The sequence below is a fragment of the Pseudomonas sp. St386 genome, from assembly GCF_018325865.1.
Taxonomy (GTDB): domain Bacteria; phylum Pseudomonadota; class Gammaproteobacteria; order Pseudomonadales; family Pseudomonadaceae; genus Aquipseudomonas; species Aquipseudomonas brassicacearum.
Genome location: NZ_AP021900.1, coordinates 962,281 through 985,515, shown reverse-complemented (window position 1 = coordinate 985,515; position 23,235 = coordinate 962,281). Strand labels below are relative to the sequence as shown.

Annotated in this window: 22 protein-coding genes and 2 tRNA genes; 3 read left to right on the top strand and 21 right to left on the bottom strand. The window is 59.1% G+C overall.

Annotated elements, in window-relative coordinates; translation table 11 throughout:
* Positions 1-27 precede the first annotated feature (27 nt).
* The 9 genes from rimP to rlmE form a co-directional block, all read right to left on the bottom strand.
* Positions 28-486, bottom strand: a complete 459-nt coding sequence (rimP, locus tag KI235_RS04160; RefSeq protein WP_013692254.1) for a ribosome maturation factor RimP — start codon at positions 484-486, stop codon at positions 28-30.
* A gap of 140 nt (positions 487-626) precedes the next feature.
* Positions 627-703, bottom strand: a tRNA-Met gene (locus KI235_RS04155).
* Positions 704-800: 97 nt separating this feature from the next.
* A tRNA-Leu gene (locus KI235_RS04150) sits at positions 801-886 on the bottom strand.
* A gap of 21 nt (positions 887-907) precedes the next feature.
* The gene (secG, locus tag KI235_RS04145) at positions 908-1,291 is read right to left on the bottom strand and encodes a preprotein translocase subunit SecG (protein ID WP_003197714.1); all 384 of its coding nucleotides are present in this window, start codon (positions 1,289-1,291) and stop codon (positions 908-910) included.
* 4 nt (positions 1,292-1,295) lie between these two features.
* Entirely contained in the window at positions 1,296-2,051 is a 756-nt protein-coding gene (gene tpiA, locus KI235_RS04140; protein WP_212795515.1) for a triose-phosphate isomerase, read from the bottom strand.
* A gap of 66 nt (positions 2,052-2,117) precedes the next feature.
* Positions 2,118-3,455 carry a phosphoglucosamine mutase gene (gene glmM / locus KI235_RS04135; protein WP_003197710.1) on the bottom strand — a complete coding sequence of 446 codons (1,338 nt, stop codon included), beginning with the start codon at positions 3,453-3,455 and terminating at the stop codon, positions 2,118-2,120.
* A 16-nt stretch (positions 3,456-3,471) separates the two neighbouring features.
* Positions 3,472-4,323, bottom strand: a complete 852-nt coding sequence (gene folP / locus KI235_RS04130; protein ID WP_003197708.1) for a dihydropteroate synthase — start codon at positions 4,321-4,323, stop codon at positions 3,472-3,474.
* Positions 4,324-4,331: 8 nt separating this feature from the next.
* Positions 4,332-6,242, bottom strand: coding sequence for an ATP-dependent zinc metalloprotease FtsH (ftsH, locus tag KI235_RS04125; protein WP_013692252.1), 1,911 nt, complete (start codon positions 6,240-6,242; stop codon positions 4,332-4,334).
* Positions 6,243-6,442: 200 nt separating this feature from the next.
* Positions 6,443-7,075 (bottom strand): 23S rRNA (uridine(2552)-2'-O)-methyltransferase RlmE, encoded by a 633-nt coding sequence (gene rlmE / locus KI235_RS04120; protein ID WP_003177853.1) that lies wholly within the window; start codon positions 7,073-7,075, stop codon positions 6,443-6,445.
* Positions 7,076-7,180: 105 nt separating this feature from the next.
* Here rlmE and KI235_RS04115 point away from each other — a divergent pair, with 105 nt between their 5' ends.
* Positions 7,181-7,489, top strand: a complete 309-nt coding sequence (locus KI235_RS04115; RefSeq protein WP_003197704.1) for a YhbY family RNA-binding protein — start codon at positions 7,181-7,183, stop codon at positions 7,487-7,489.
* Positions 7,490-7,499: 10 nt separating this feature from the next.
* Here the strand turns inward: KI235_RS04115 and KI235_RS04110 are convergent, their stop codons facing one another.
* The 8 genes from KI235_RS04110 to grpE form a co-directional block, all read right to left on the bottom strand.
* Complete coding sequence (locus tag KI235_RS04110) at positions 7,500-7,904, bottom strand: hypothetical protein (protein ID WP_003197702.1); 405 nt, start codon at positions 7,902-7,904, stop codon at positions 7,500-7,502.
* Positions 7,905-7,932: 28 nt separating this feature from the next.
* Positions 7,933-8,409, bottom strand: a complete 477-nt coding sequence (gene greA / locus KI235_RS04105; RefSeq protein ID WP_027911987.1) for a transcription elongation factor GreA — start codon at positions 8,407-8,409, stop codon at positions 7,933-7,935.
* 2 nt (positions 8,410-8,411) lie between these two features.
* Positions 8,412-11,633: a carbamoyl-phosphate synthase large subunit gene (gene carB, locus KI235_RS04100; protein ID WP_003197699.1), complete on the bottom strand. Its 3,222-nt coding sequence runs from the start codon at positions 11,631-11,633 to the stop codon at positions 8,412-8,414.
* 105 nt (positions 11,634-11,738) lie between these two features.
* Positions 11,739-12,875 carry a glutamine-hydrolyzing carbamoyl-phosphate synthase small subunit gene (carA, locus tag KI235_RS04095; RefSeq protein WP_003197697.1) on the bottom strand — a complete coding sequence of 379 codons (1,137 nt, stop codon included), beginning with the start codon at positions 12,873-12,875 and terminating at the stop codon, positions 11,739-11,741.
* 255 nt (positions 12,876-13,130) lie between these two features.
* A complete protein-coding gene (gene dapB / locus KI235_RS04090) occupies positions 13,131-13,937 on the bottom strand; it encodes a 4-hydroxy-tetrahydrodipicolinate reductase (protein WP_013692250.1) in 807 nt (268 codons plus the stop codon).
* 9 nt (positions 13,938-13,946) lie between these two features.
* The gene (gene dnaJ / locus KI235_RS04085; protein WP_003197693.1) at positions 13,947-15,071 is read right to left on the bottom strand and encodes a molecular chaperone DnaJ; all 1,125 of its coding nucleotides are present in this window, start codon (positions 15,069-15,071) and stop codon (positions 13,947-13,949) included.
* Positions 15,072-15,396: 325 nt separating this feature from the next.
* Positions 15,397-17,313, bottom strand: coding sequence for a molecular chaperone DnaK (gene dnaK, locus KI235_RS04080; RefSeq protein ID WP_003197691.1), 1,917 nt, complete (start codon positions 17,311-17,313; stop codon positions 15,397-15,399).
* A gap of 101 nt (positions 17,314-17,414) precedes the next feature.
* The gene (gene grpE, locus KI235_RS04075) at positions 17,415-17,981 is read right to left on the bottom strand and encodes a nucleotide exchange factor GrpE (protein ID WP_013692249.1); all 567 of its coding nucleotides are present in this window, start codon (positions 17,979-17,981) and stop codon (positions 17,415-17,417) included.
* Positions 17,982-18,222: 241 nt separating this feature from the next.
* Between grpE and recN the strand changes: the two genes are divergently transcribed.
* Positions 18,223-19,896, top strand: a complete 1,674-nt coding sequence (gene recN, locus KI235_RS04070; protein WP_003197686.1) for a DNA repair protein RecN — start codon at positions 18,223-18,225, stop codon at positions 19,894-19,896.
* A gap of 77 nt (positions 19,897-19,973) precedes the next feature.
* On the opposite strand, the gene fur is transcribed toward recN, so the two are convergent.
* Positions 19,974-20,378 (bottom strand): ferric iron uptake transcriptional regulator, encoded by a 405-nt coding sequence (gene fur / locus KI235_RS04065; protein WP_003197684.1) that lies wholly within the window; start codon positions 20,376-20,378, stop codon positions 19,974-19,976.
* A gap of 97 nt (positions 20,379-20,475) precedes the next feature.
* On the opposite strand from fur, the gene KI235_RS04060 reads away from it, so the two are divergent.
* Positions 20,476-21,003, top strand: coding sequence for an outer membrane protein assembly factor BamE (locus KI235_RS04060; protein ID WP_003197671.1), 528 nt, complete (start codon positions 20,476-20,478; stop codon positions 21,001-21,003).
* 59 nt (positions 21,004-21,062) lie between these two features.
* Here the strand turns inward: KI235_RS04060 and KI235_RS04055 are convergent, their stop codons facing one another.
* The 3 genes from KI235_RS04055 to KI235_RS04045 are packed head-to-tail and all read right to left on the bottom strand — an operon-like array spanning position 21,063 to position 23,216.
* Positions 21,063-21,365, bottom strand: coding sequence for an RnfH family protein (locus KI235_RS04055; protein ID WP_003197669.1), 303 nt, complete (start codon positions 21,363-21,365; stop codon positions 21,063-21,065).
* The gene (locus KI235_RS04050) at positions 21,362-21,805 is read right to left on the bottom strand and encodes a type II toxin-antitoxin system RatA family toxin (protein WP_003197666.1); all 444 of its coding nucleotides are present in this window, start codon (positions 21,803-21,805) and stop codon (positions 21,362-21,364) included. The genes KI235_RS04055 and KI235_RS04050 overlap by 4 nt, the downstream gene beginning before the upstream one ends.
* Before the next feature lie 7 nt (positions 21,806-21,812).
* A complete protein-coding gene (locus KI235_RS04045; RefSeq protein WP_038856078.1) occupies positions 21,813-23,216 on the bottom strand; it encodes a sodium-dependent transporter in 1,404 nt (467 codons plus the stop codon).
* Positions 23,217-23,235: the final 19 nt, after the last annotated feature.

The following is a 23,235-nucleotide window of genomic DNA, read 5'->3' as shown; positions in this document are numbered from 1 at the left end:
CGCGGGATCCGCAGTATCTGGCACGTATCAGTCAAAACTGGGAATAATGTTGGCCTTGTCGATCATATCGATCGGCAACAGGAACTCATGGTCATCTACCTGCACCACGACGTCCTGCTCTTCTACACCGCGCAGAAGGCCTTGGAAGTTGCGTCGACCTTCGAAAGGCGAGCGCAGCTTGATCTTCACTTGTTCACCGGCAAACGAAGCGAACTGTTCAAGTGTGAACAGGGGGCGCTCCATGCCAGGCGAGGAAACTTCAAGGGTGTATTCGGAGGTGATTGGATCTTCAACATCCAGTACACCGCTGATCTGACGGCTGACGATGGCGCAATCATCCACCAACACGCCGCCTTCCTTATCGATATAAACGCGCAACAGTGAGTGGCGACCTTGAGCCGAGAACTCAATACCCCAGCATTCATAGCCAAGGGCCACGACCACCGGGGCCAACAAGGCCTGCAACTGTTCTAGCTTGCTCGACACCTGAACCCCCTCGTGCATGTTTGTGCATGCTGTGCAAATAAAAAAAAATGGGCGAATCGCCCATCCCTGAAACGCCGTCGAACAGCGGCGTTATAAAGTGTCCAGCTAACAAAAAGCCCCTTGGAAGGGGCCCCTGAAACTGGTTGCGGGAGCCGGATTTGAACCGACGACCTTCGGGTTATGAGCCCGACGAGCTACCAGACTGCTCCATCCCGCGACAAAGCTGGGGCGGAAGTATACGACCGATCCCTTACAGGGTCAATGTAACCCTTCCACCTACAAGAAAGCCCGCAATCGCGGGCTCTCCTGATAATTGGTACCGAGAAGGGGACTCGAACCCCTACACCCTATGGGCACAACCACCTCAAGGTTGCGTGTCTACCAATTCCACCACCTCGGCAATACAGCGTTTGAAACCTTCTTACTTCTGCTCTTGAGCTGGAGGTACGTCAGTCGCCGGGTTGGCCGACTTTTGCTCTTGAAGCACCGGGACATCATCAGAAGCCGGCTGTTGCTTTGGCGCTTCCAGTACCGCTGGGTTTGGCAAACCTACTTGAGTCAGCTCATGAGCTTTCTCTTTAGCAAAGTAACCTAACCCTAAGCTGGTCATGAAGAAACCGGCGGCAAGTATAGCAGTAAACTTACTAAGAAAGGTAGAGGAACCTTGGCTTCCGAACACAGTATTTGAAGCACCTGCACCGAAAGACGCACCAGCATCCGCACCTTTACCCTGCTGCAGCAATACGAGAGCAACTACGCCCAGTGCACCCAGCAGATGAAAAACGACTACGACTGTTTCCAGCATTTTTTCAGTTTCCCGCGGCGCGACAAATCGCACCGAACTCATCTGCATTCAGGGACGCTCCACCAATGAGCCCCCCATCGATATCCGGCATGCCGAACAGTTCGACCGCATTGGCCGCCTTCACGCTGCCGCCGTATAGAAGCCGCACACCTCGTGCCACTTCAGAATTCTCTGCCGCCAACTGTGCGCGGATGGCTGCGTGCACATCCTGCGCCTGTTGCGGCGAAGCAGTCAGCCCGGTGCCAATGGCCCAGACTGGCTCGTAAGCAATGATTGCCTTTGCAAAAGCACCGACACCCAGCTCTTCGATGATGCTGCCCAGCTGACGCCCGACAACTTCAAGGGTCTTGCCGGCTTCACGCTGCTCGAGGGTTTCCCCTACGCACAACACCGGAATCAGACCACAGCCCTGGGCCGCAGCAAACTTGCGGATCAAGGTCTTGTCCTGCTCGCCCATGATCTGGCGGCGCTCGGAATGCCCGACCAGGACCAGGGAGCAACCTGCATCCAGCAACTGACTCGGCGCAATTTCACCAGTCAGCGCACCTTGCATGGATTCCACCGCAGAATTCTGCGCACCGACCGAAATCGATTTGCCTTTCAAGCCATCAATCACTTGATTGATAAACAGGCAAGGCGGGAATACCGCAACATCAACACCGCTTGGCAAGGCCAGATGACGAAGGCCATTGATCAGCTCAGCGACGCTGGCGCGGGTACCGTGCATCTTCCAGTTACCAGCTACCATAGGGCGACGCATGCTGTACCTCGTCGGTCAAAGTGGGCGCAGATGTTACCCAACCGATTCATGACTGGCAAGCCGAATTCAGGCAGAAACTTCAGTAACCAGTTTTGCCAGCTCTTCGGCATAACCGCGAACTTGCGCTTCATCCTCCCCTTCGACCATGACACGCACCAAAGGCTCTGTGCCGGACTTGCGCAACAACACACGCCCACGCCCCGCCATCGCCTGTGTCACATGCTCACTGGCCTGCTTGACCTTCGCATGCTCGAGAGGATTTACACCGCCACCGAAACGCACGTTGATCAACACTTGCGGGCATTTGCGCAATGCCTGGCGCGACTGCGCGAGGCCTTCGTTACGCGCCTTGAGCGCCATCAGCACTTGCAGGGCTGCAATGATCGCATCACCTGTGGTGGTATGGTCGAAGCACACGATGTGGCCGGAGTTCTCGCCCCCGATCACCCAGTTGCGCTCCAGCAGCTCCGAGATCACATAGCGGTCACCCACGTTAGCCCGCACGAACGGAATATCCAGGTCCGCCAGGGCCAGTTCAAGCCCAAGGTTGCTCATCAACGTACCAACCACGCCGCCCTGCAGCTTGCCGCGCCCATGCAGGTCACGGGCAATGATGAACAGCAGCTCGTCACCATCGACGACCGTGCCGGTGTGATCGACCATCAAGACCCGATCACCGTCGCCATCGAAGGCGATCCCGAGATCGGCCTGCTCAGCCAGCACCGCGGCCTGTAACGCCTCGGTATGGGTGGAGCCACAGTTATGGTTGATGTTCAGGCCATTAGGCTGGGCGGAGAGTACCACCACCTCGGCGCCCAGCTCGCGAAAGACGCTCGGCGCAACTTTATAGGTTGCCCCGTGGGCGCAATCGACGACGACTTTCAGGCCGGAAAAGCTGGTACCGGTCGGCACACTGCCTTTGCAGAACTCGATGTAGCGACCCGATGCATCGTTGATCCGCGACACTTTGCCGATCTTGCTCGACTCAACCACAGTCATCGGCGTGTCCAGCAGCTCTTCGATCATCAGCTCGATATCATCCGGCAGCTTGGTACCCTGGCCGGAGAAGAACTTGATGCCGTTGTCATCATGAGGGTTGTGCGAGGCACTGATCACGATGCCTGCCTGGGCCTGGAACGTACGCGTCAGGTAGGCAATGGCTGGCGTCGGCATCGGGCCCAGCAGCATCACATCGGCACCCGCCGACGTCAGGCCGGCCTCGAGTGCCGATTCGAACATGTAGCCGGAAATTCGCGTGTCCTTGCCGACCAGCACCTTGCAAGCGCCCATTTTGCGGAACGCCATGCCGGCCGCCCAGCCGAGCTTGAGCATGAAATCAGGGGTAATAGGGTATTCGCCGACCCGACCACGAATCCCGTCGGTGCCAAAGTATTTCTTGCTCATAAGTGCTCCGTCATTCTTATTCGGCTGAATCCACAGCTGCGATCATCCGCACGACATCCATCGTTTCGGCTACATCGTGCACGCGCAATATACGCGCGCCCTTGGCAAGGGCCAAGGCAGCCAGCGCGAGACCGCCATACAGGCGTTCGCCCACCGGGCGGCCCAAGGCATTGCCTATCATGCTCTTTCGCGAGACCCCAACCAACAGGGGCCGCCCCAAGGCATGCAAGGCTTCCATATGTTTGAACAGGCTCAGGTTGTGAGCCAGCGTCTTGGCAAAGCCGAACCCAGGGTCAAGGATGATCCGCTCGGCGGGAATGCCCGCGGCGACACACTGGTCCAGACGCTCCACCAGGAATTCACCCACCTCCCTGGTCACATCATCATAGTGCGGGTCATTCTGCATGGTCCCCGGCTCGCCGAGCATATGCATCAGGCACACCGGCAACCCGGTGGCCGCCGCAGCGTCCAGGGCACCATCGCGCCGCAGGGATCGAACATCATTGATCAAGCCCGCCCCCAGTCGCGCAGTCTCACGCATGACCGCAGGCGTGGACGTATCGACGGAGATAATGACATCAAGTTCGCGATGGATACGCTCGACAATCGGCGCCACTCGCTCCAGCTCTTCGGTCGGCGAGACCGCACGCGCGCCCGGCCGGGTCGATTCACCACCCACATCAATCAGCGTTGCGCCCGCGACCACCATGGCCTCGGCGTGCCGCAGCGCAGCATCGAGCTGGCTGAATCGACCACCATCGGAAAAGGAATCAGGCGTGACATTGAGAATGCCCATGACATGCGCATGGGCCAAATCAAGAACCCGGTTGCCGCAAGGCAACCGGGTCGAGGACTGAACAGAAGTCATTTCAAGCCTTAGACATCAGCGGCCGGACCGCCAATCGGTGTTTCCGGACGCTCACCCTGTACAGCCGGAGGTGTACCGGAGGTGCCAGTACCACCCGACCAGTCACGAGGCTCGCGAGGTACGCGACCCGCCATGATGTCGTCGATCTGCTCGGCATCGATGGTTTCATACTTCATCAGGGCATCGGCCATGGCATCGAGCTTGTCACGGTTGTCCGTGAGAATCTGCCGGGCTGTGCCGTAACACTGGTCGATGATGCTGCGCACTTCGGAATCGATCAGCTTGGCCGTTTCGCCAGAGAAGCTTGCATGCTGGCCACCGCCACCACGACCGAGGAATACTTCTCCCTCTTCTTCGGCATACATCAGCGGCCCCAACTTCTCGGACAGGCCCCACTTGGTGACCATATTTCGGGCGATCTGACTGGCACGCATGATGTCGTTGGACGCGCCAGTGGTCACACCGTCGAAGCCCAGCGTCATCTCTTCAGCGATACGACCGCCGTACAACGAACAGATCTGACTGATCAATGCACGCTTGGACAGGCTGTAGCGATCCTCTTCCGGCAGGAACATGGTCACGCCCAGGGCGCGACCGCGCGGAATGATCGAGACCTTGTAGACCGGATCATGCTCAGGCACGACACGACCGACGATCGCGTGACCCGCCTCGTGATACGCAGTGTTCTGCTTTTCTTTCTCCGACATGACCATGGATTTGCGCTCTGCGCCCATCATGATCTTGTCCTTGGCCAGCTCGAATTCCTTCATTTCCACGACGCGCTTGCCGGTACGAGCAGCGAACAGCGACGCCTCGTTGACCAGGTTCGCAAGGTCGGCACCGGAAAAGCCCGGCGTACCACGCGCAATGACTGCCGGGGCGACGTCGTCACCCATTGGCACCTTGCGCATATGAACCTTGAGGATCTGCTCGCGGCCACGAATGTCCGGCAGCCCCACCACGACCTGGCGGTCGAAACGACCTGGACGCAACAGCGCGGGGTCGAGCACGTCAGGACGGTTGGTGGCGGCAATCACGATGATGCCGTCGTTCATTTCGAAACCGTCCATCTCGACCAGCAACTGGTTGAGGGTCTGTTCACGCTCATCGTGACCGCCACCCATGCCGGCACCACGGTGGCGACCGACGGCGTCGATTTCGTCGATGAAGATGATGCATGGCGCGTGTTTCTTGGCCTGCTCGAACATGTCGCGAACACGACTGGCGCCCACGCCGACGAACATCTCGACGAAGTCGGAACCGGAAATCGTGAAGAACGGCACCTTGGCTTCACCGGCAATCGCCTTGGCCAGCAAGGTTTTACCAGTACCTGGCGGGCCTACCATCAGTACGCCGCGCGGGATACGACCGCCCAGGCGTTGGAACTTGCCCGGATCACGCAGGAACTCAACCAGCTCGCCGACTTCTTCCTTGGCTTCGTCGCAACCCGCGACGTCGGCCAGGGTGGTTTTCACCTGGTCTTCGGAAAGCAGCCGGGCCTTGCTCTTGCCAAAGCTCATCGGCCCGCCCTTGCCTCCACCGCCGCCCTGCATCTGGCGCATGAAGAACATGAACACGGCGATGATCACCAGGATCGGGAAGCTGGCGACCAGGAGCTGGGTCCAGATGCTTTGCTGCTCAGGCTGCTTGCCTTCGACCACGACATGGTTGTCCACCAGGTCGCCGATCAGGCCATTGTCCTGGATTGCCGGGCGAATGGTCTTGAAGCTGTCGCCATCGGTGCGCTTACCGGTAATCACATAGCCATCAACGGCTACGCGCTCGACCTTGCCATCCTTGACCTGCTGGATGAAGTCGGAATAGTTGAGGGTCTGCGGCTCGTTAGGGCTGGAGAAGTTGTTCATCACGGTCACAAGGACAGCGGCGATGATCAACCACAGGATCAGATTCTTTGCCATATCGTTCAATTAACTACCCTCTGAAGCAAGCTCCGCTACTGGCGCGCGCTTCGCATGATATTCACCGGCCTAACTTACTACATTACCTACGACTCTGGCAGGCGCCGTCTGTAACCCTTTGTGAAACACTTTCTACACAATATTCGCTAATGCTCACGGGACGAAATACGAAAAACCTATCGCCCCGGTCGAAAAACCTCTTATTCCTCACTGCGACCACGGAAACCACGGCCCAGCAGGTACTGCTCACGGGAGCGATCACGCGATGATTTCGGCTTGCGCGTCGTGACCTTCTCGAACTGCTTGCGCACGCTTTTGTGGTATTCGTCGAAGCCTTCACCCTGGAAGACCTTGATCAAAAAATCACCACCTGGCTTCAACACCCGAGTCGCAAGATCCAGTGCCAACTCGCACAGGAACATCGATCGCGGCATATCAACAGATGCCAATCCACTCATATTGGGGGCCATATCGGAAATCACAAGGTCCACCTCGTTTTTTCCAACCGCTTCAAGGATCTGCGCCAGTACGGCGTCCTCGGTAAAGTCGCCCTGAATGAAGGTCACATCCGGGATGCTGTCCATTTCCAGGATATCGGAAGCGATCAGTGTGCCTTGCCCACCAATCAGACGACTGGTCACTTGGGACCAGCCACCCGGGGCGGCGCCCAAGTCGATCACGCTCATGCCTGGACGGATCAGACGGTCTCTTTCCTGAATCTCCAGCAGCTTGTAGCTGGCACGGGAACGATACCCGTCTTTTTGCGCCATTTTCACGAATGGGTCGTTGAAATGCTCTTGCAGCCATTTAAGACTTGTCTTGGAACGGGCCACGGGCCACCTCAAAAATAAAACGGGTCGTGATTAAGTGGGCGGTCCCGGACTTGCTCGGGTAAACTGGCCGCCGCTTTTTACAAGATCAGACGCAGGGGTCAGATTATGCCGCTCACTCAAGAGCAGAAGAAACAATACAAATCCATTGGCCACCATCTGAAACCGGTTTTGACTGTGGCTGACAACGGTTTGACTGAAGGTGTACTCGCCGAACTGGAGCGCGCCTTGAGCGATCACGAGCTGATCAAGATCAAGCTCAACATCCTCGACCGCGAAGCCCGCCTGGCTGCCGTTGCCGAACTGTGCAAGACCGGCAAGGCAGACCTGGTACAGGTCATCGGCAAGATGGCGCTGATTTATCGCAAGAACTTCAGCGTCAACAAGCAACTGTCGAACGTTCACCGCTTCAAGTGATGTCAAAGGGTCAAGGGTGTGCCTCGCACACCCTGCCGCTCCACCCGGGAACCGGTTGCAACACCAGCACCAATCCGGAAAAACCCAGCACCAGGTAACTGAATGCCTGCCACTGGCTCGCATCCGGCCAGCCGAGACGCACCGCAAAGAACATCCCGCACGCGTACAACGACATGAGCAACAATTGCCCACGAATGTCGCGCCATAGACTGGCAAGGCCCTCGGCCTGAACCAGCACCAAAGCCTGAAACATTACGCACGCCGCGGAGAAACCCACCAGCAGCGCCGTCAGCATGCCTGCGATTTCATCGATGAGCAGCGGCGCCAGGCCGACTCGACCCAGCACCGGCAGCAAACCGACGTGCAACAACCAGACGCCGCCCACCCACAACATCTGAGTGAGCTGCCAGATCATGGCGCCCGCTCGCAGCGGGCGCCTTCGTTCAGATGTGACGGACTTCGACAATCTCATACTCGATGACACCACCTGGCGTCTTCACCACCACCACATCGCCCTCTTCCTTGGCAATCAAGGCACGAGCGATGGGCGAACCAACGGAAATCTTGCCGAGCTTGATGTCTGCCTCGTCCTCACCAACGATCTGGTAAGTGACGCTTTCATCGGTCTCGACGTTGGCGATTTCCACGGTAGTGCCAAAGATCACCTTGCCGGTGTGCGGGATCGTCGTGACATCGATGATCACCGCATTCTGCATGCGACCTTCGATATCACGGACACGCGCCTCGACCATCCCCTGCTCCTCTCGGGCAGCATGGTATTCGGCGTTTTCCTTGAGATCGCCCAGCTCACGCGCTTCACCGATAGCCTGGCTCAAGCGCGGGCGCTCGACCTTGGTCAGGAAAGCATGTTCTTCTTCCAGGGCCTTCGCGCCCTGAACTGTCATCGGGTACTTGGTTATGCTCATGCCTTCAATCCTGCATGTAGATCCTGCAAGCGACGCACGGTCTTCTCGGGACCGAACTTGAGCGCTTCGCAGATCGCTTCGCCCGCAGCAATGGTCGTGGTGCAATAGATCTTGTGCTGCAGCGCATTGCGACGAATGGAGTAGGAATCGGCGATCGACTGACGACCTTCGGTGGTGTTGATGATCAGCGTGACTTCGTCATTCTTGATCATGTCGACCACGTGCGGACGCCCCTCGGTCACCTTGTTCACGCGGCGCACTTTCAGGCCTGCCGCTTCGATCAGCCTGGCAGTACCGGCAGTGGCGACCACTTCGAAGCCCAAGTTGATCAGATCACGGGCTACACCTGCAACCAGTGGCTTGTCGTCATCACGCACGCTGATGAACGCCGTGCCGCCAGTCGGCAACACTTCGCTGGCGCCCATCTGGGCCTTGGCGAAAGCTTCACCGAAGGTATCGCCCACACCCATCACTTCACCGGTGGACTTCATCTCAGGGCCGAGGATCGGGTCGACGCCAGGGAACTTGGCGAACGGGAACACCGCCTCTTTCACGCTGTAGAAGTTCGGAATGATTTCCTTGGTGAAATTCAGTTCCTTCAGGGTTTTGCCAGCCATTACCCGGGCAGCGATCATCGCCAGGGAAACACCGATGCACTTGGAGACGAACGGCACGGTCCGGGAAGCGCGCGGGTTGACTTCGATGACGTAGATGTCTTCGCCCTGCAGGGCCAGTTGCACGTTCATCAGGCCGATAACGCCCAGTTCCAGGGCCATTTTCTTGACCTGTTCGCGCATCTCGTCCTGGATGTGCGCCGGCAGCGAGTAAGGCGGCAACGAGCAAGCGGAGTCACCGGAGTGAACACCCGCTTGTTCGATGTGCTGCATGATCGCGCCAATCACCACGTCCTTGCCGTCGCTGACCGCATCCACGTCCATTTCGATGGCGCAGTTGAGGAAGTGATCCAGCAGCACCGGGCTGTCGTTGGAGACCTGGACCGCTTCACGCAGGTAGCGCTTGAGCTCGTCTTCTTGATAGACGATTTCCATCGCACGGCCGCCCAGTACATAGGACGGACGCACCACCAGCGGATAACCGATCTTGGCGGCGGCACGAATCGCCTCGTCTTCGCTGCGCACGGTGGCGTTTGGCGGCTGGCGCAGGTTCAGGCGCTCGACCATCTGCTGGAAGCGCTCACGGTCTTCGGCGCGGTCGATCGCATCCGGGCTGGTGCCGATGATCGGCACGCCAGCGGCTTCAAGGGCGCGCGCCAGTTTCAGCGGAGTCTGGCCGCCGTACTGGACGATCACGCCTTTCGGCTTCTCGACGCGGACGATTTCCAGCACGTCTTCCAGGGTCACTGGCTCGAAGTACAGGCGATCGGAGGTGTCGTAGTCGGTGGACACGGTTTCCGGGTTGCAGTTGACCATGATGGTCTCGTAACCGTCGTCGCGCAGGGCCAGTGCCGCGTGTACGCAGCAGTAGTCGAACTCGATGCCTTGGCCGATCCGGTTAGGACCGCCACCCAGGATCATGATCTTGTCGCGCGTCGATGGCGCGGCTTCGCACTCTTCTTCGTACGTGGAGTACAGGTAGGCGGTATCGGTGGCGAACTCGGCCGCGCAGGTGTCGACGCGCTTGTAGACCGGGAACACTTCCAGCTTGTGGCGATGCGCACGCAGGCTCTTCTCGGTCACACCCAGCAACTTGGCCAGGCGCATATCGGAGAAGCCTTTGCGCTTGAGGCGGAACATCATGTCGCGGTCGATGCTGGACATGCCCAGGGTCTTGACCTTCTCTTCTTCCTTGATCAGATCTTCGATCTGCACCAGGAACCAAGGGTCGATCATGTTCATGCCGAAGATCTGCTCGACGGTCATGCCGGCACGGAAGGCATCGGCCACGTACCAGATACGCTCGGCGCCCGGCACGGTCAGCTCGCGCTTGAGCACGCTCATGCTTTCCGGGTCGGCCAGGTCCAGCTTCGGATCAAGACCGCAGACGCCCACTTCCAGGCCGCGAAGGGCTTTCTGCAAGGACTCCTGGAAGGTCCGGCCGATGGCCATGACTTCACCGACCGACTTCATTTGAGTCGTCAGGCGGGCATCGGCCTTGGCGAACTTCTCGAAGGCGAAGCGTGGCAGCTTGGTGACGACGTAGTCGATGGACGGTTCGAAGGACGCCGGGGTCTTGCCGCCGGTGATGTCGTTCGACAGCTCGTCCAGGGTGTAGCCCACGGCCAGCTTGGCAGCGACCTTGGCAATCGGGAAACCAGTGGCCTTGGAAGCCAGGGCCGACGAACGGGATACCCGCGGGTTCATCTCGATGACCACCATGCGACCGGTGTTCGGGCAGATGCCGAACTGGACGTTGGAGCCGCCGGTTTCCACGCCGATCTCGCGCAGTACCGCCAGGGAGGCGTTACGCAGGATCTGGTATTCCTTGTCGGTCAGGGTCTGGGCTGGTGCGACGGTGATCGAGTCACCGGTGTGCACGCCCATCGGGTCGAAGTTCTCGATGGAGCAGACGATGATGCAGTTGTCCTTTTTGTCGCGGACAACTTCCATTTCATATTCTTTCCAGCCGATCAGGGATTCATCGATCAGCAGTTCCTTGGTCGGCGACAAGTCGAGACCACGGGCGCAGATTTCTTCGAATTCTTCACGGTTGTAGGCGATGCCGCCACCGGTGCCGCCCATGGTGAAGGACGGACGGATGATGCAGGGGAAGCCAAGGCGTTCCAGGACGGCGTTGGCCTCTTCCATGCTGTGGGCGATGCCCGAGCGTGGGCAGTCCAGGCCGATGGATTTCATCGCCTTGTCGAAGCGCGAACGGTCTTCGGCCTTGTCGATGGTGTCGGCGTTGGCGCCGATCATTTCCACACCGAACTTCTCCAGGACGCCTTCGCGCTCCAGGTCCAGGGCGCAGTTCAGCGCGGTCTGGCCACCCATGGTCGGCAGCAGCGCGTCCGGGCGTTCCTTCTCGATGATCTTGGCAACGGTCTGCCACTTGATCGGCTCGATGTAGGTGGCGTCGGCCATGGCCGGGTCGGTCATGATGGTGGCAGGGTTGGAGTTCACCAGGATGACGCGGTAGCCCTCTTCGCGCAGGGCTTTACAGGCCTGGGCGCCGGAGTAGTCGAATTCGCAGGCCTGGCCGATCACGATCGGGCCAGCGCCGAGAATCAGGATGCTTTTTATGTCTGTACGTTTTGGCATGGGTTTGTCACTCAAATCCGCAGGTCAGTCGGCTAGGCCGTCGAACAATCTTTGTAGCGCCCGAAGGGGCCGCCGTATTCGGGGCCGCCTTCGGGCTTCACGCAGTCAGCGTCGCTTGGCCATCTCATTGATGAAGCGATCGAACAGCGGCGCCACATCGTTCGGGCCCGGGCTGGCTTCAGGGTGGCCCTGGAAGCTGAACGCGCTCTTGTCGGTACGCTCGATACCTTGCAGCGTGCCGTCGAACAGCGACTTATGAATCGCGCGCACGTTGGCCGGCAGGGTGGCTTCGTCCACCGCGAAACCGTGGTTCTGGCTGGTGATCATCACCACGCCGGTATCCAGGTCCTGCACGGGGTGGTTGGCACCGTGGTGGCCGTGACCCATCTTCAAGGTCTTGGCGCCCGAAGCGAGGGCCAGCAACTGGTGACCGAGGCAGATACCGAATACCGGGATCTCGGTTTCCAGCACGTCCTTGATCGCCTGGATCGCATAGTCGCAAGGCTCCGGGTCACCCGGGCCGTTGGACAGGAACACGCCATCGGGCTTGAGGGCCAGGACGTCGGCGGCCGGGGTTTGGGCCGGCACCACGGTGACGCGGCAACCACGCTCGACCAGCATGCGCAGGATGTTCAGCTTGACGCCGTAGTCGTAGGCCACCACGTGGTAAGGCAGCTCGGAAGCCTCGATCGTCGCGTGACTGTCGGTCTTCAGGTCCCAGACCGTGGAGCGCCATTCGTACTGCTTCTTGGTGCTGACGACTTTCGCCAGGTCCATGCCCTTGAGGCCAGGGAAGCCCTGGGCAGCGGCGATGGCGGCTTCTTCGGAAATGTTGTCGCCGGCCATGATGCAGCCGTTTTGCGCGCCTTTTTCCCGAAGGATGCGGGTCAGGCGACGGGTGTCGATACCGGCGATCGCCACAACGTTGTTGGCTTTCAGGTAATCGGACAGGGACATCGTGTTACGCCAGTTGCTCGCTACCAGCGGCAAGTCACGGATGACCAGGCCGGCGGACCAGACACGATCAGACTCGGCGTCTTCCGGCGTGGTGCCGGTGTTGCCGATGTGCGGGTAAGTCAGGGTAACGATTTGTTGGGCGTAGGAAGGATCGGTAAGAATTTCCTGATAGCCGGTCATTGCGGTGTTAAACACCACCTCACCAACGGTCTGACCGTCGGCTCCAATGGCTTCGCCGCGAAAAATGCTGCCATCAGCAAGGGCGAGTATGGCTGGCTTAGTCAAGAAGACCTCCCGTAAATAAAGCCTGAAAGGGCGATCGCAGGTTGTAAAAAAGCGGAGTGACGTATGGACACGTCACCCCGCTTCTTCACTGAATTATTCTGCGCGCTTTTAGTGGACACACTAAAGCTGTAGCTTACAGAAAAAGGCTTTTTTGGTCCACCGCTAATGAGCCTTAAAGGCAGGGGAATGCGACAGGCCGTCGCGAAGCGGTGTAAAACGGGGCTCAGTATAACCTGAACCCCGCACTTAAGGGCATCAACGCAGGTCGAGAACGTCCTGCATGTCGTACAAACCAGGCTCGCGGCCATCCAGCCACAGCGCGGCACGTACAGCACCCTTGGCGAAAGTCATCCGGCTCGACGCCTTGTGGGTGATCTCCAGGCGCTCACCCTCAGTGGCGAACAGCACGGTGTGGTCGCCCACCACATCACCACCGCGCACAGTGGCGAAACCGATGGTGCTGCGCTCACGCGCACCGGTGTGCCCCTGGCGCCCATACACGGCCACTTCCTGCAGGTCGCGACCCAGAGCATCGGCAATCACTTCACCCATGCGCAAGGCCGTACCCGAAGGCGCGTCGATCTTGTGCCGGTGATGCGCCTCGATGATTTCGATATCCGCATCGTCACCCAAGACCCGGGCCGCCATGTCCAGCAGCTTCAGCGACAGGTTCACGCCCACGCTGAAGTTCGCGGCGAACACGATCGGAATGTCTTTGCCCGCATCGGCCAGCAATTGTTTTTGCCCAGCGTCCAGACCCGTCGTACCGATCACCATGGCCTTGCCGTGCTTGCGGCAGATCGCGAGGTTTTTCAGCATCACTTCCGGCAGGGTGAAATCGATCAGCACATCGAACTCGTCGAGCACTTTCTCCAGGCCGCCGGACATCGGCACGCCGATACGCCCCAACGAGGCCAACTCGCCCGCATCGGCGCCTACCAGCGTACTGTCGGGCCGAACGATGGCCGCCGTCAGGCCGGAAAGCGGCGAGCGTTGCTGCACCGCCTCGACCAGCGCCTTGCCCATGCGCCCCGCAGCGCCCATCACAGCTATACGTCGCATGCGAACTCCTTACAGGTCGCCGAAGAAGCGCTTCACGCCTTCGAACCAACCAGTGGTTTTCGGGGAGTGGCTGTTGTCATCCGCCAACGAGTTGCGGAATTCTTCCAACAACTCACGCTGACGCCGACCCAGATTGACCGGAGTCTCCACCGCCACGCGGCACATCAGGTCGCCCGCACCGCCGCCACGCACTGGCGCGACGCCTTTGCCACGAATCCGGAACTGCTTGCCGGTCTGCGTGCCCTCGGGGATTTTCAGCTTGACGCGACCGTCGAGGGTCGGGATCTCAAGCTCACCACCCAAGGCCGCATCGACGAAGCTGATCGGCACTTCGCAGAACAGGTGCTTGCCGTCGCGCTGGAAAATCGCATGCTCGCGCACGTTGATGACCACATACAGGTCGCCAGTCGGGCCGCCCTGGGCACCCGCCTCGCCTTCGCCGGACAGGCGAATGCGGTCACCAGTGTCGACACCGGCCGGCACTTTGACCGACAGCGTCTTGTACTCTTCGACACGCCCTTCACCGTGGCAGGAGTCGCACGGATCGGAAATGATCTTGCCTTGGCCATGGCAACGCGGACAGGTCTGCTGCACCGAGAAGAAGCCCTGCTGCATGCGGACCTGGCCGATGCCGCCGCAGGTTGGGCACGTAACGGGCGAGGAGCCCTTCTTGGCACCCGAGCCATCGCACGGCTTGCAATTGACCAGCGTTGGAACACGGATATTGACGGTAGTACCGCGCACCGCCTCTTCCAGGTTCAACTCCAGCGTGTAGCGCAAATCGCTGCCACGCTGGGCGCCGCCACGGGCACCGCCGCGACCGCCACCGAAGAAATCGCTGAACACATCACCGAAAATATCGGAGAAGTTCTGACCGCCGAAACCGGCACCGCCGCCACCCATGCTTGGGTCGACGCCGGCATGACCGTACTGGTCGTAAGCCGCGCGCTTGCTCGAATCGGACAGTACTTCGTAGGCCTCGTTGGCCTCCTTGAACATCTCTTCCGACGCTTTGTCGCCGGGATTACGGTCCGGGTGGTGCTTCATCGCCAGGCGACGATAGGCCTTTTTCAGGTCTGCCTCGCTGGCCCCCCGCTCGACACCCAATACTTCGTAAAAGTCACGCTTTGCCATTAGTCTTTGCACTCTTATAGGACGTCCGGCAAACCTCTCCTGAACCTTGCCAAACTCGTTGAGCCCCAATACAGGCCCGGACCCAACTCACGTCAATTCATCAACGATCCTGGTCTTTAAATATTTCAGCCAGGGCCCCGGCCAAAACGCAGTGCCCATCGCCGGAAAGCAGGAGCATTCCCGAACGCACCGCCAGCATCCGAGCGTTGTCGCATGCTGTAAAAATTCATTGGCTCCAGACACGCCAACGCGGGAGCAAGCTCCCGCGCGGCGACATCCTACCAGCCACCGCACAAATGCAGTCAACCGGCCGACCAACAAGCGATTACTTGTGGTCTTTCACTTCTTCGAACTCGGCGTCAACGACGTCGTCGGCTTTCTCGGCCGATTCGCCCTGCGCAGCCGCGCCTTCTGCAGGCTGAGCCTGTTCGGCGTACATCTTCTGAGCCACTGGCGCGGAGACCTTGGACAGCTCTTCGATCTTCGCTTCGATGGCGGCCTTGTCGTCGCCTTTGACGGCAGCTTCCAGGGCAACCACGGCCGCTTCGATGGCGGCCTTCTCTTCCGCGGTCACTTTTTCGCCAGCATCAGCGATCATTTTGCGAGTCGAGTGCACCAAGGCATCGCCCTGGTTGCGAGCGCTGGCCAGCTCTTCGAACTTGCGGTCTTCCTCGGCGTTGACTTCAGCATCGCGAACCATCTGCTGAATTTCTTCCTCGGACAGACCGGAGTTGGCCTTGATCACGATCGACTGGGTCTTGCCAGTAGCCTTGTCTTTCGCGCCGACGTGCAGGATGCCGTTGGCGTCGATGTCGAAGGTCACTTCGATTTGTGGCACGCCACGTGGTGCTGGTGGAATCTCGGCCAGGTCGAACTTGCCCAGGGACTTGTTCTGTGCGGCTTGCTTACGCTCACCTTGCAGCACGTGAATGGTCACTGCGCCCTGGTTGTCATCGGCAGTCGAGAACACTTGCGATTTCTTGGTAGGAATCGTGGTGTTTTTCTCGATCAGCGCGGTCATCACGCCGCCCATGGTTTCGATACCCAGGGTCAGCGGGCTGACGTCGAGCAGCAGAACGTCTTTCACGTCACCAGCCAACACCGCGCCCTGGATAGCAGCACCCATGGCAACAGCTTCGTCAGGGTTGACGTCTTTACGTGCTTCTTTACCGAAGAAATCGGTGACCAGCTTCTGAACCAGTGGCATACGGGTCTGACCGCCAACCAGGATCACGTCGTTGATCGAACCAACGTCGATACCGGCGTCTTTCATGGCGATGCGGCAAGGTTCGATGGTGCGCTGAACCAGGTCTTCCACCAGCGCTTCGAGCTTGGCGCGGGAGATTTTTACGTTCAGGTGCTTAGGACCGGTGGCATCTGCAGTGATGTACGGCAGGTTCACGTCGGTCGACTGGCTCGAGGACAGTTCGATCTTGGCTTTTTCAGCGGCTTCTTTCAGGCGCTGCATGGCCAGCGGGTCACCCTTGAGGTTCATGCCGCTTTCTTTCTTGAACTCGTCGACGAGGTAGTCGATCAGGCGGATGTCGAAGTCTTCACCACCGAGGAACGTGTCACCGTTGGTTGCCAGCACTTCGAACTGGTGCTCGCCGTCGACTTCAGCGATCTCGATCACGGAAACGTCGAAGGTACCGCCACCCAGGTCGTAAACGATCACGGTGTGATCGCCCTTGGCCTTGTCCATACCGTAGGCCAGAGCGGCCGCAGTCGGTTCGTTGATGATACGTTTTACGTCCAGGCCCGCGATGCGGCCGGCGTCTTTGGTCGCCTGGCGCTGGCTGTCGTTGAAATAGGCAGGAACAGTAATGACCGCCTCAGTCACCGCTTCGCCGAGGTAATCTTCGGCGGTTTTCTTCATTTTCTTGAGGATTTCAGCCGAGATCTGTGGCGGCGCCATTTTCTGGCCGTTCACTTCAACCCAGGCGTCGCCGTTGTCAGCCTTGGCGATTTTGTAAGGAACCATCTTGATGTCTTTCTGGACGACTTCTTCGTCGAACTTGCGACCGATCAGACGCTTCACCGCGTACAGGGTGTTATGCGGATTGGTCACTGCCTGACGCTTGGCCGACTGGCCAACCAGAATCTCGCCATCATTGGCGTAAGCGATGATCGACGGCGTGGTACGCGCGCCTTCAGCGTTTTCGATGACTTTGGCCTTGCCGTTTTCCAGCACGGAGACGCACGAGTTGGTGGTCCCCAGGTCGATACCGATAATCTTGCCCATGTTAACTCTCCCGGAACTTGGATTTTGTTGCCGCAGCAGTGGTGGCTAACTGCGGTAGCACTTAAACGCTTGACATATAGATGGGGCCGCTACGACCGATTTCAAGCCTGCTCATCAATAGAAGGCGAAACCGGCGCTGGCGTCTTGCTGACCACGACCATGGCCGGGCGCAGCAGGCGACCATTGAGCAGATAGCCCTTCTGGAAAACCTTCAGCACACTGTTTGGCTCGACGTCGGCACTTTCCTGCATCGCCATGGCCTGGTGGTGCTCGGCGTTGAAGGGTTCACCATGCGGATCAAGGGTTTCGAGCTGATAACGCTTGAGGGTGTCCTGGAACATTTTCAGGGTCAGCTCGATGCCTTCACGCATCGGACGGATGTTTTCGTCATCCGGGTTGGACAGCTCCAGGCCACGCTCCAGGCTGTCGATGATCGGCAGCAGGTCGCCGGCGAAACGCTCCAGGGCGAATTTATGAGCCTTCTCTACATCTTGCTCGGCGCGACGGCGGACATTCTGCAGGTCGGCTGCTACACGCAACGCCTGATCCTGCGCACCGGCCAGTTGCTCCTCGAGCACTTGTACACGTGCCGCCAGATCTTCACCGGAATCCTGGGAAGCCTGATTGGCGTCTAGATTTTGCGTGTCCTGCGTCTGTTCGTCAGCCATAGATTTCTCCTCTCAACTTCGTCCGCGAGCTCAACTCGCGCTTCTGCCCCGGTATATGGGGTCGGGTTTTGCAGCTTCAAGGGCCATCTGACGAATTAACCTTACAAAAAGCAGCTGCATAACCATTCCCCGCAGCGCTAAGAAAATCATTTGTCCAAGCAAATCGAGCTAAGCGTGGGCATTGTCAGGCCAAAACAAAACACTGTATAAATAACCAGACCTAAAGCCTGGGAGCGGCCTTATGCTGGTGCACCTGTCCGTACACAACTACGCCATCGTCGAACACCTCGATCTCGAACTTGATCGAGGCATGAGCGTGATCACCGGTGAAACCGGCGCAGGCAAGTCGATCATGCTCGATGCCCTGGGCCTGACGCTGGGCGACCGCGCCGACAGTGGCGTGGTGCGCCCCGGAGCGGACAAGGCCGACATCCTGGCGACGTTCGACCTGGTCGACATCCCCGAGGCCAGCGCCTGGCTGGCCGAACGCGACCTGGACACCGACGGTTTGTGCATCCTGCGCCGGGTCATCACCGCTGAAGGCCGCTCCCGAGGCTACATCAACGGCACGCCCTGCCCCCTGGGCGACCTCAAGGCCCTCGGCGAGCTGCTGATCGACATTCACAGCCAGCATGAACACCAATCCCTGCTCAAGACCGACACCCATCGCCGCTTGCTGGATGAATACGCCGGTGCCACGGACCTGGCCCGACAGGTCCAACTGGCGGCCCAACGCTGGCGCCAGACCCGCCAGGAACTGGATCGACTCTCCAATTCCGGCGACGAACAACGTGCCCGTCACCAGTTATTGAGCTACCAGCTCGAAGAGCTGGAGAACCTGGCCCTGGGTGAAAATGAACTGGAAGAGCTGGAGCAGGAACACAAGAACCTGACCAACGCCGAAGCACTGCTGGGCATTTGCCGGCAAGTGGTCGAACAATGCAGCGAGAGCGATTCAGGCAATGTGCTCAATGCACTGACAGCGAGCCTGAACCGACTCTCCAGCGTGAACAATTCGGTGGGCGCCCTGAACGAAGCGACCAACCTGCTGACGAGTGCGCAGATCCAGGTCGAAGAAGCCGTCGGGGAACTGAATCGGTTCCTCGATCATTTCGATGCCGACCCGGCCCGCCTGCAGTACCTGGAAGAGCGCCTGGACACTATCTATACACTGGCGCGCAAGCATCGCATCCAACCGACCGATGTTGCCGAACTCCAGCAGCGCCTGCTGGAAGAACTGGAAACCCTGAACGCCAACGATGAATCCATCGAGCGCCTGGGGGACGAACTGGCTTCTTATGCCCGTCATTACCAGGAAAAGGCCAAGGAGCTCAGCGGACTGCGGCAGCACGCCGCAACAGGGCTGGCCAGCGCCGTGGAACAGGAAATCCAGCGCCTGGGCATGCCGGGCGGACGCTTCACCATCGAATTGCGCCCCAACGCTGGCGACGAGCTCCAGCCCAATGGCCTGGAGCAAGTGGAACTGCTGGTCAGCGCCAACCCCGGGCAACCGCTCAAGGCCCTGGCCAAAGTCGCGTCCGGCGGCGAGCTGTCACGAATCAGCCTGGCCATCCAGGTCATCACCGCGCAGACCTCTCGTGTGCCGACGCTGGTATTCGACGAAGTTGACGTGGGCATCGGTGGCCCAACCGCGGAAATTGTCGGCCAGTTGCTGCGCCGGCTGGGGGAACGCGGCCAGGTGCTGACGGTGACTCACCTGCCCCAGGTCGCCGCCCAGGGACACCAGCATCTATTTGTGCACAAGGTACGCGGCGAGGATGCCACTCGCACCGCCGTCTCCAAGCTCAACAAAAACGAGCGCGTGGAAGAAGTGGCGCGAATGCTCGGGGGCATCGACCTCACCAAGGAATCCCTGGCCCACGCGAAAAAAATGGTCGTTACCGCGAAAATCTGAGAACGGCAGAAAGCACGAAGGCGACCCTGGGGTCGCCTTCGTTCGTTTCACGAACCGTAATAGTCCGCGCGACATGCTTACTTTTTCTTGCGTACGTACAGCACAAGATTGTGATCAACCATCTCGAAGCCATACTTGTCGACGATTGCTTTCTGCAGCCGCTCGATTTCTTCGTCGAAGAATTCGATCACTTCGCTCGTCTCGACGTTGACCATATGGTCGTGATGCTTGCCGTCGTCCAGTTCGAAGACCGCATGGCCTCCGTCGAAGTTGTGCCGCACCACCAAGCCAGCTGCCTCGAACTGGGTCAGAACACGGTAAACCGTGGCCAGACCGACGTCCTCACCAGCCTCCATAAGTGCCTTATAGACATCTTCAGCACTCATGTGGCGTTGCTCGGCGGAATCGAGCATTTGTAGAATCTTGACCCGTGGCAGGGTCACTTTGAGGCCGGCTTTGCGTAGTTCGCTATTTTCAACCATGGTCAGCTTTCTCGCGATGCTGCTTCGCAGCTTCTCTTAATGCGGGTATGATCGGCGTTTACGTTGTCCCAGCCAAGATAGTGGAAGTCGCCCACCGATGCAAAACACCAAGCTCTTGCTAACCAGTTTCACCTTTGTGGGACTGCTCGCACTCGCCGGTTGTTCATTCCCCGGGGTTTACAAAATCGACATCCAGCAGGGCAATGTCGTCACGCAGGACATGATAGACCAGTTGCGCCCGGGAATGACCCGCCGGCAAGTACGGTTTATCATGGGTAATCCCCTGCTGACCGACACGTTCCATGCCGATCGCTGGGATTACCTGTACAGCTTGCAGCCAGGCGGCGGTGAGCGCCAGCAGGAACGCATCAGCGTTATCTTTAGCCCCAACGACCAACTCGTCAGCCTGTCGGGCGATTTCATGCCTGGCGTGAGCCGTGACGAGGCCATCTTGGGCAAGGACAGCGACAACACCGTTACTGATCCGACCCAGAAGGCCGAACAGCCGAAACCGGAAAAACCGGTCAAGCCAGGTTCGTTGCTGGACCAGATCCAGAAGGACGTGGACAAAGTCGAGACCGTACCCGTGCCGACACCAGAGCCCCTGGACACCTCGCCGCAATAAATTGCGACATAAAAAAACCCGGCATGCCGGGTTTTTTATTGCCTGCCATTCAAGCCAGGTTATTGCTCCGATTGGCGTGCCTGGGCAGCCTTCGCCGCGCGCAAGCGACGAATTTCCTTCGGATCGGCCAACAACGGGCGATAGATCTCCAGTCGATCGGCCGCCTGCACCACCTGATGCTCTGGATCGGCAACCAGCTTGCCAAAAATTCCTACCGGGCAAGTCGCCAGATCCAGCTCTGGAAACACATCGGCAATGCCCGATGCCGCCAGTGCGGCGCGAACACTCGCGCCCTCCTGCACCACGCAGGTGCGCAAGACCTGACGCTCCGTCGAGGCATACACCACTTCTATCTCAATCAACGCTTGAGCTCTGCATTCTGCTTGGCCCGCTGGCAGAACGCATCGACCAGGGTATTGGCGGCTTGATTGAACAGCGGCCCCAGCGTCGCCCGCACCAGAGGACCGGCGTAGTCGAACGACAGGTCCAGGCTGATCTTGCAGGCCTTTTCACCCAGCGGCTTGAACACCCAGACACCGTGGAGCTGGTTGAAAGGCCCTTCTTCCAGATTCATCTCGATGGACTGTCCCGGCACCAGCGTATTGCGCGTAACGAAGCGCTGGCTCAAGCCGCTCTTGGCAATGTTGAGGCTGGCGCGCATATGGGTTTCAGAGCTCTCCAGCACCTCGGCCGACGAGCACCACGGCAAGAACTGCGGGTAGCTCGCCACATCGTTGACCAGGTCATACAGCGCCTGCGCCGGATAGGGCAGCAAGGCCGAGCGTTGAATATGTGTCGTCATGTAAGCGTCACTTCCACAGCTGGGCGGCAAACACTACGAGAATGCCGATGGGCGCCACGTAGCGCATCAAGAACAGGCTCAAACCAAACAATACCGGGCTGCGCAGCGACAATTCATCACGCACCGCTTCACGCCCCATGATCCATCCTGCAAACACTACGAAACACAAACCACCCAATGGCAGCATGATCCGTGAGGTGAAGAAATCAATCACGCCGAAGAAATCCAGCCCTCCGATTGCGCCCCATTGGTAGAGATGGAACAGCCCGTCTTCGTTCACGAAAAACTTCGCTTGCTTCCATATATTGAAGGAAAACACCGTGCCCAGGCCGACAAACCAGCAGGTGAAGGCCAACCAGAAGGTTACCCAGGCGCGGCTGAGCCGGGTCCGTTCAACCAGGTAAGCCACCATGGGTTCCAACAGGGAGATGGCCGAACTCCAGGCTGCGATGGCCACCAGGAGGAAAAACACCACGCCCATCACTTGGCCGAACGCCATGCTGCCGAAGGCAAAAGGCAGGCTGACAAACATCAGCCCCGGCCCCTCACTGGGGTTCAGGCCGGCGGCGAACACAATCGGAAACAATGCCACCCCCGCCAACAGCGACACGAAGGTATCCAACAGCGCGACACCGACAACGGTCCGGGTCAGGGATGCATTCTTGGGCATGTAGGCGCCATAGATCATGATCGAACCGACCCCGACGCTCAGGGAGAAAAACGCATGCCCCATGGCCGGCAGCAGGCCATCCAGGACTTTCTCCGGCTGGAAGTCGAACATGAAATGCACGCCTTCCATGAAATGCCCGGTGGTCATGCTGTAGCCCAGCAGCACCAGGATCATCACGAACAGCAACGGCATCATGATCCGCAGGCTGCGCTCAAGCCCGGCAACCACACCCCGGGCAATCACCACCGCCGAGAGCACCATGAAAATCGTGTGCCAGAGGGTCAGCCTCCAGGGATCGGCAATCACATTGCCGAAGTAGGCGCCTACCTGATCAGGCGTCACACCCTGAAAATCCCCACGCCCCATGTCGATGATGTAGTCCAGCGACCAACCGCCGACCACGCTATAGAAAGACAGAATCAACAGCGCCGTGATCATCCCGGCGAAGGCGCCCCACGACCACTTGGGCGAGTGCCCCGCCGCCACCGCCAGCACCTTCAAGGCATTGGCCGGGCTTTGCCGGGCCCGACGACCGATCAGGGTTTCGGCCAGCATTACCGGCGCGCCGATGAGCGCGATGCACGCCAGAAACATCAGTACGAAGGCACCGCCACCGTAGACGCCGACCATGTAGGGGAATTTCCAGATACTGCCCAACCCCACCGCAGAACCGGTTGCAGCGAATATAAAAACCCAGCGGCTAGCCCAACTGCCGTGGACAGAAACCTTGTCTGTCGACATCGTGATCACGCCCAAGCAT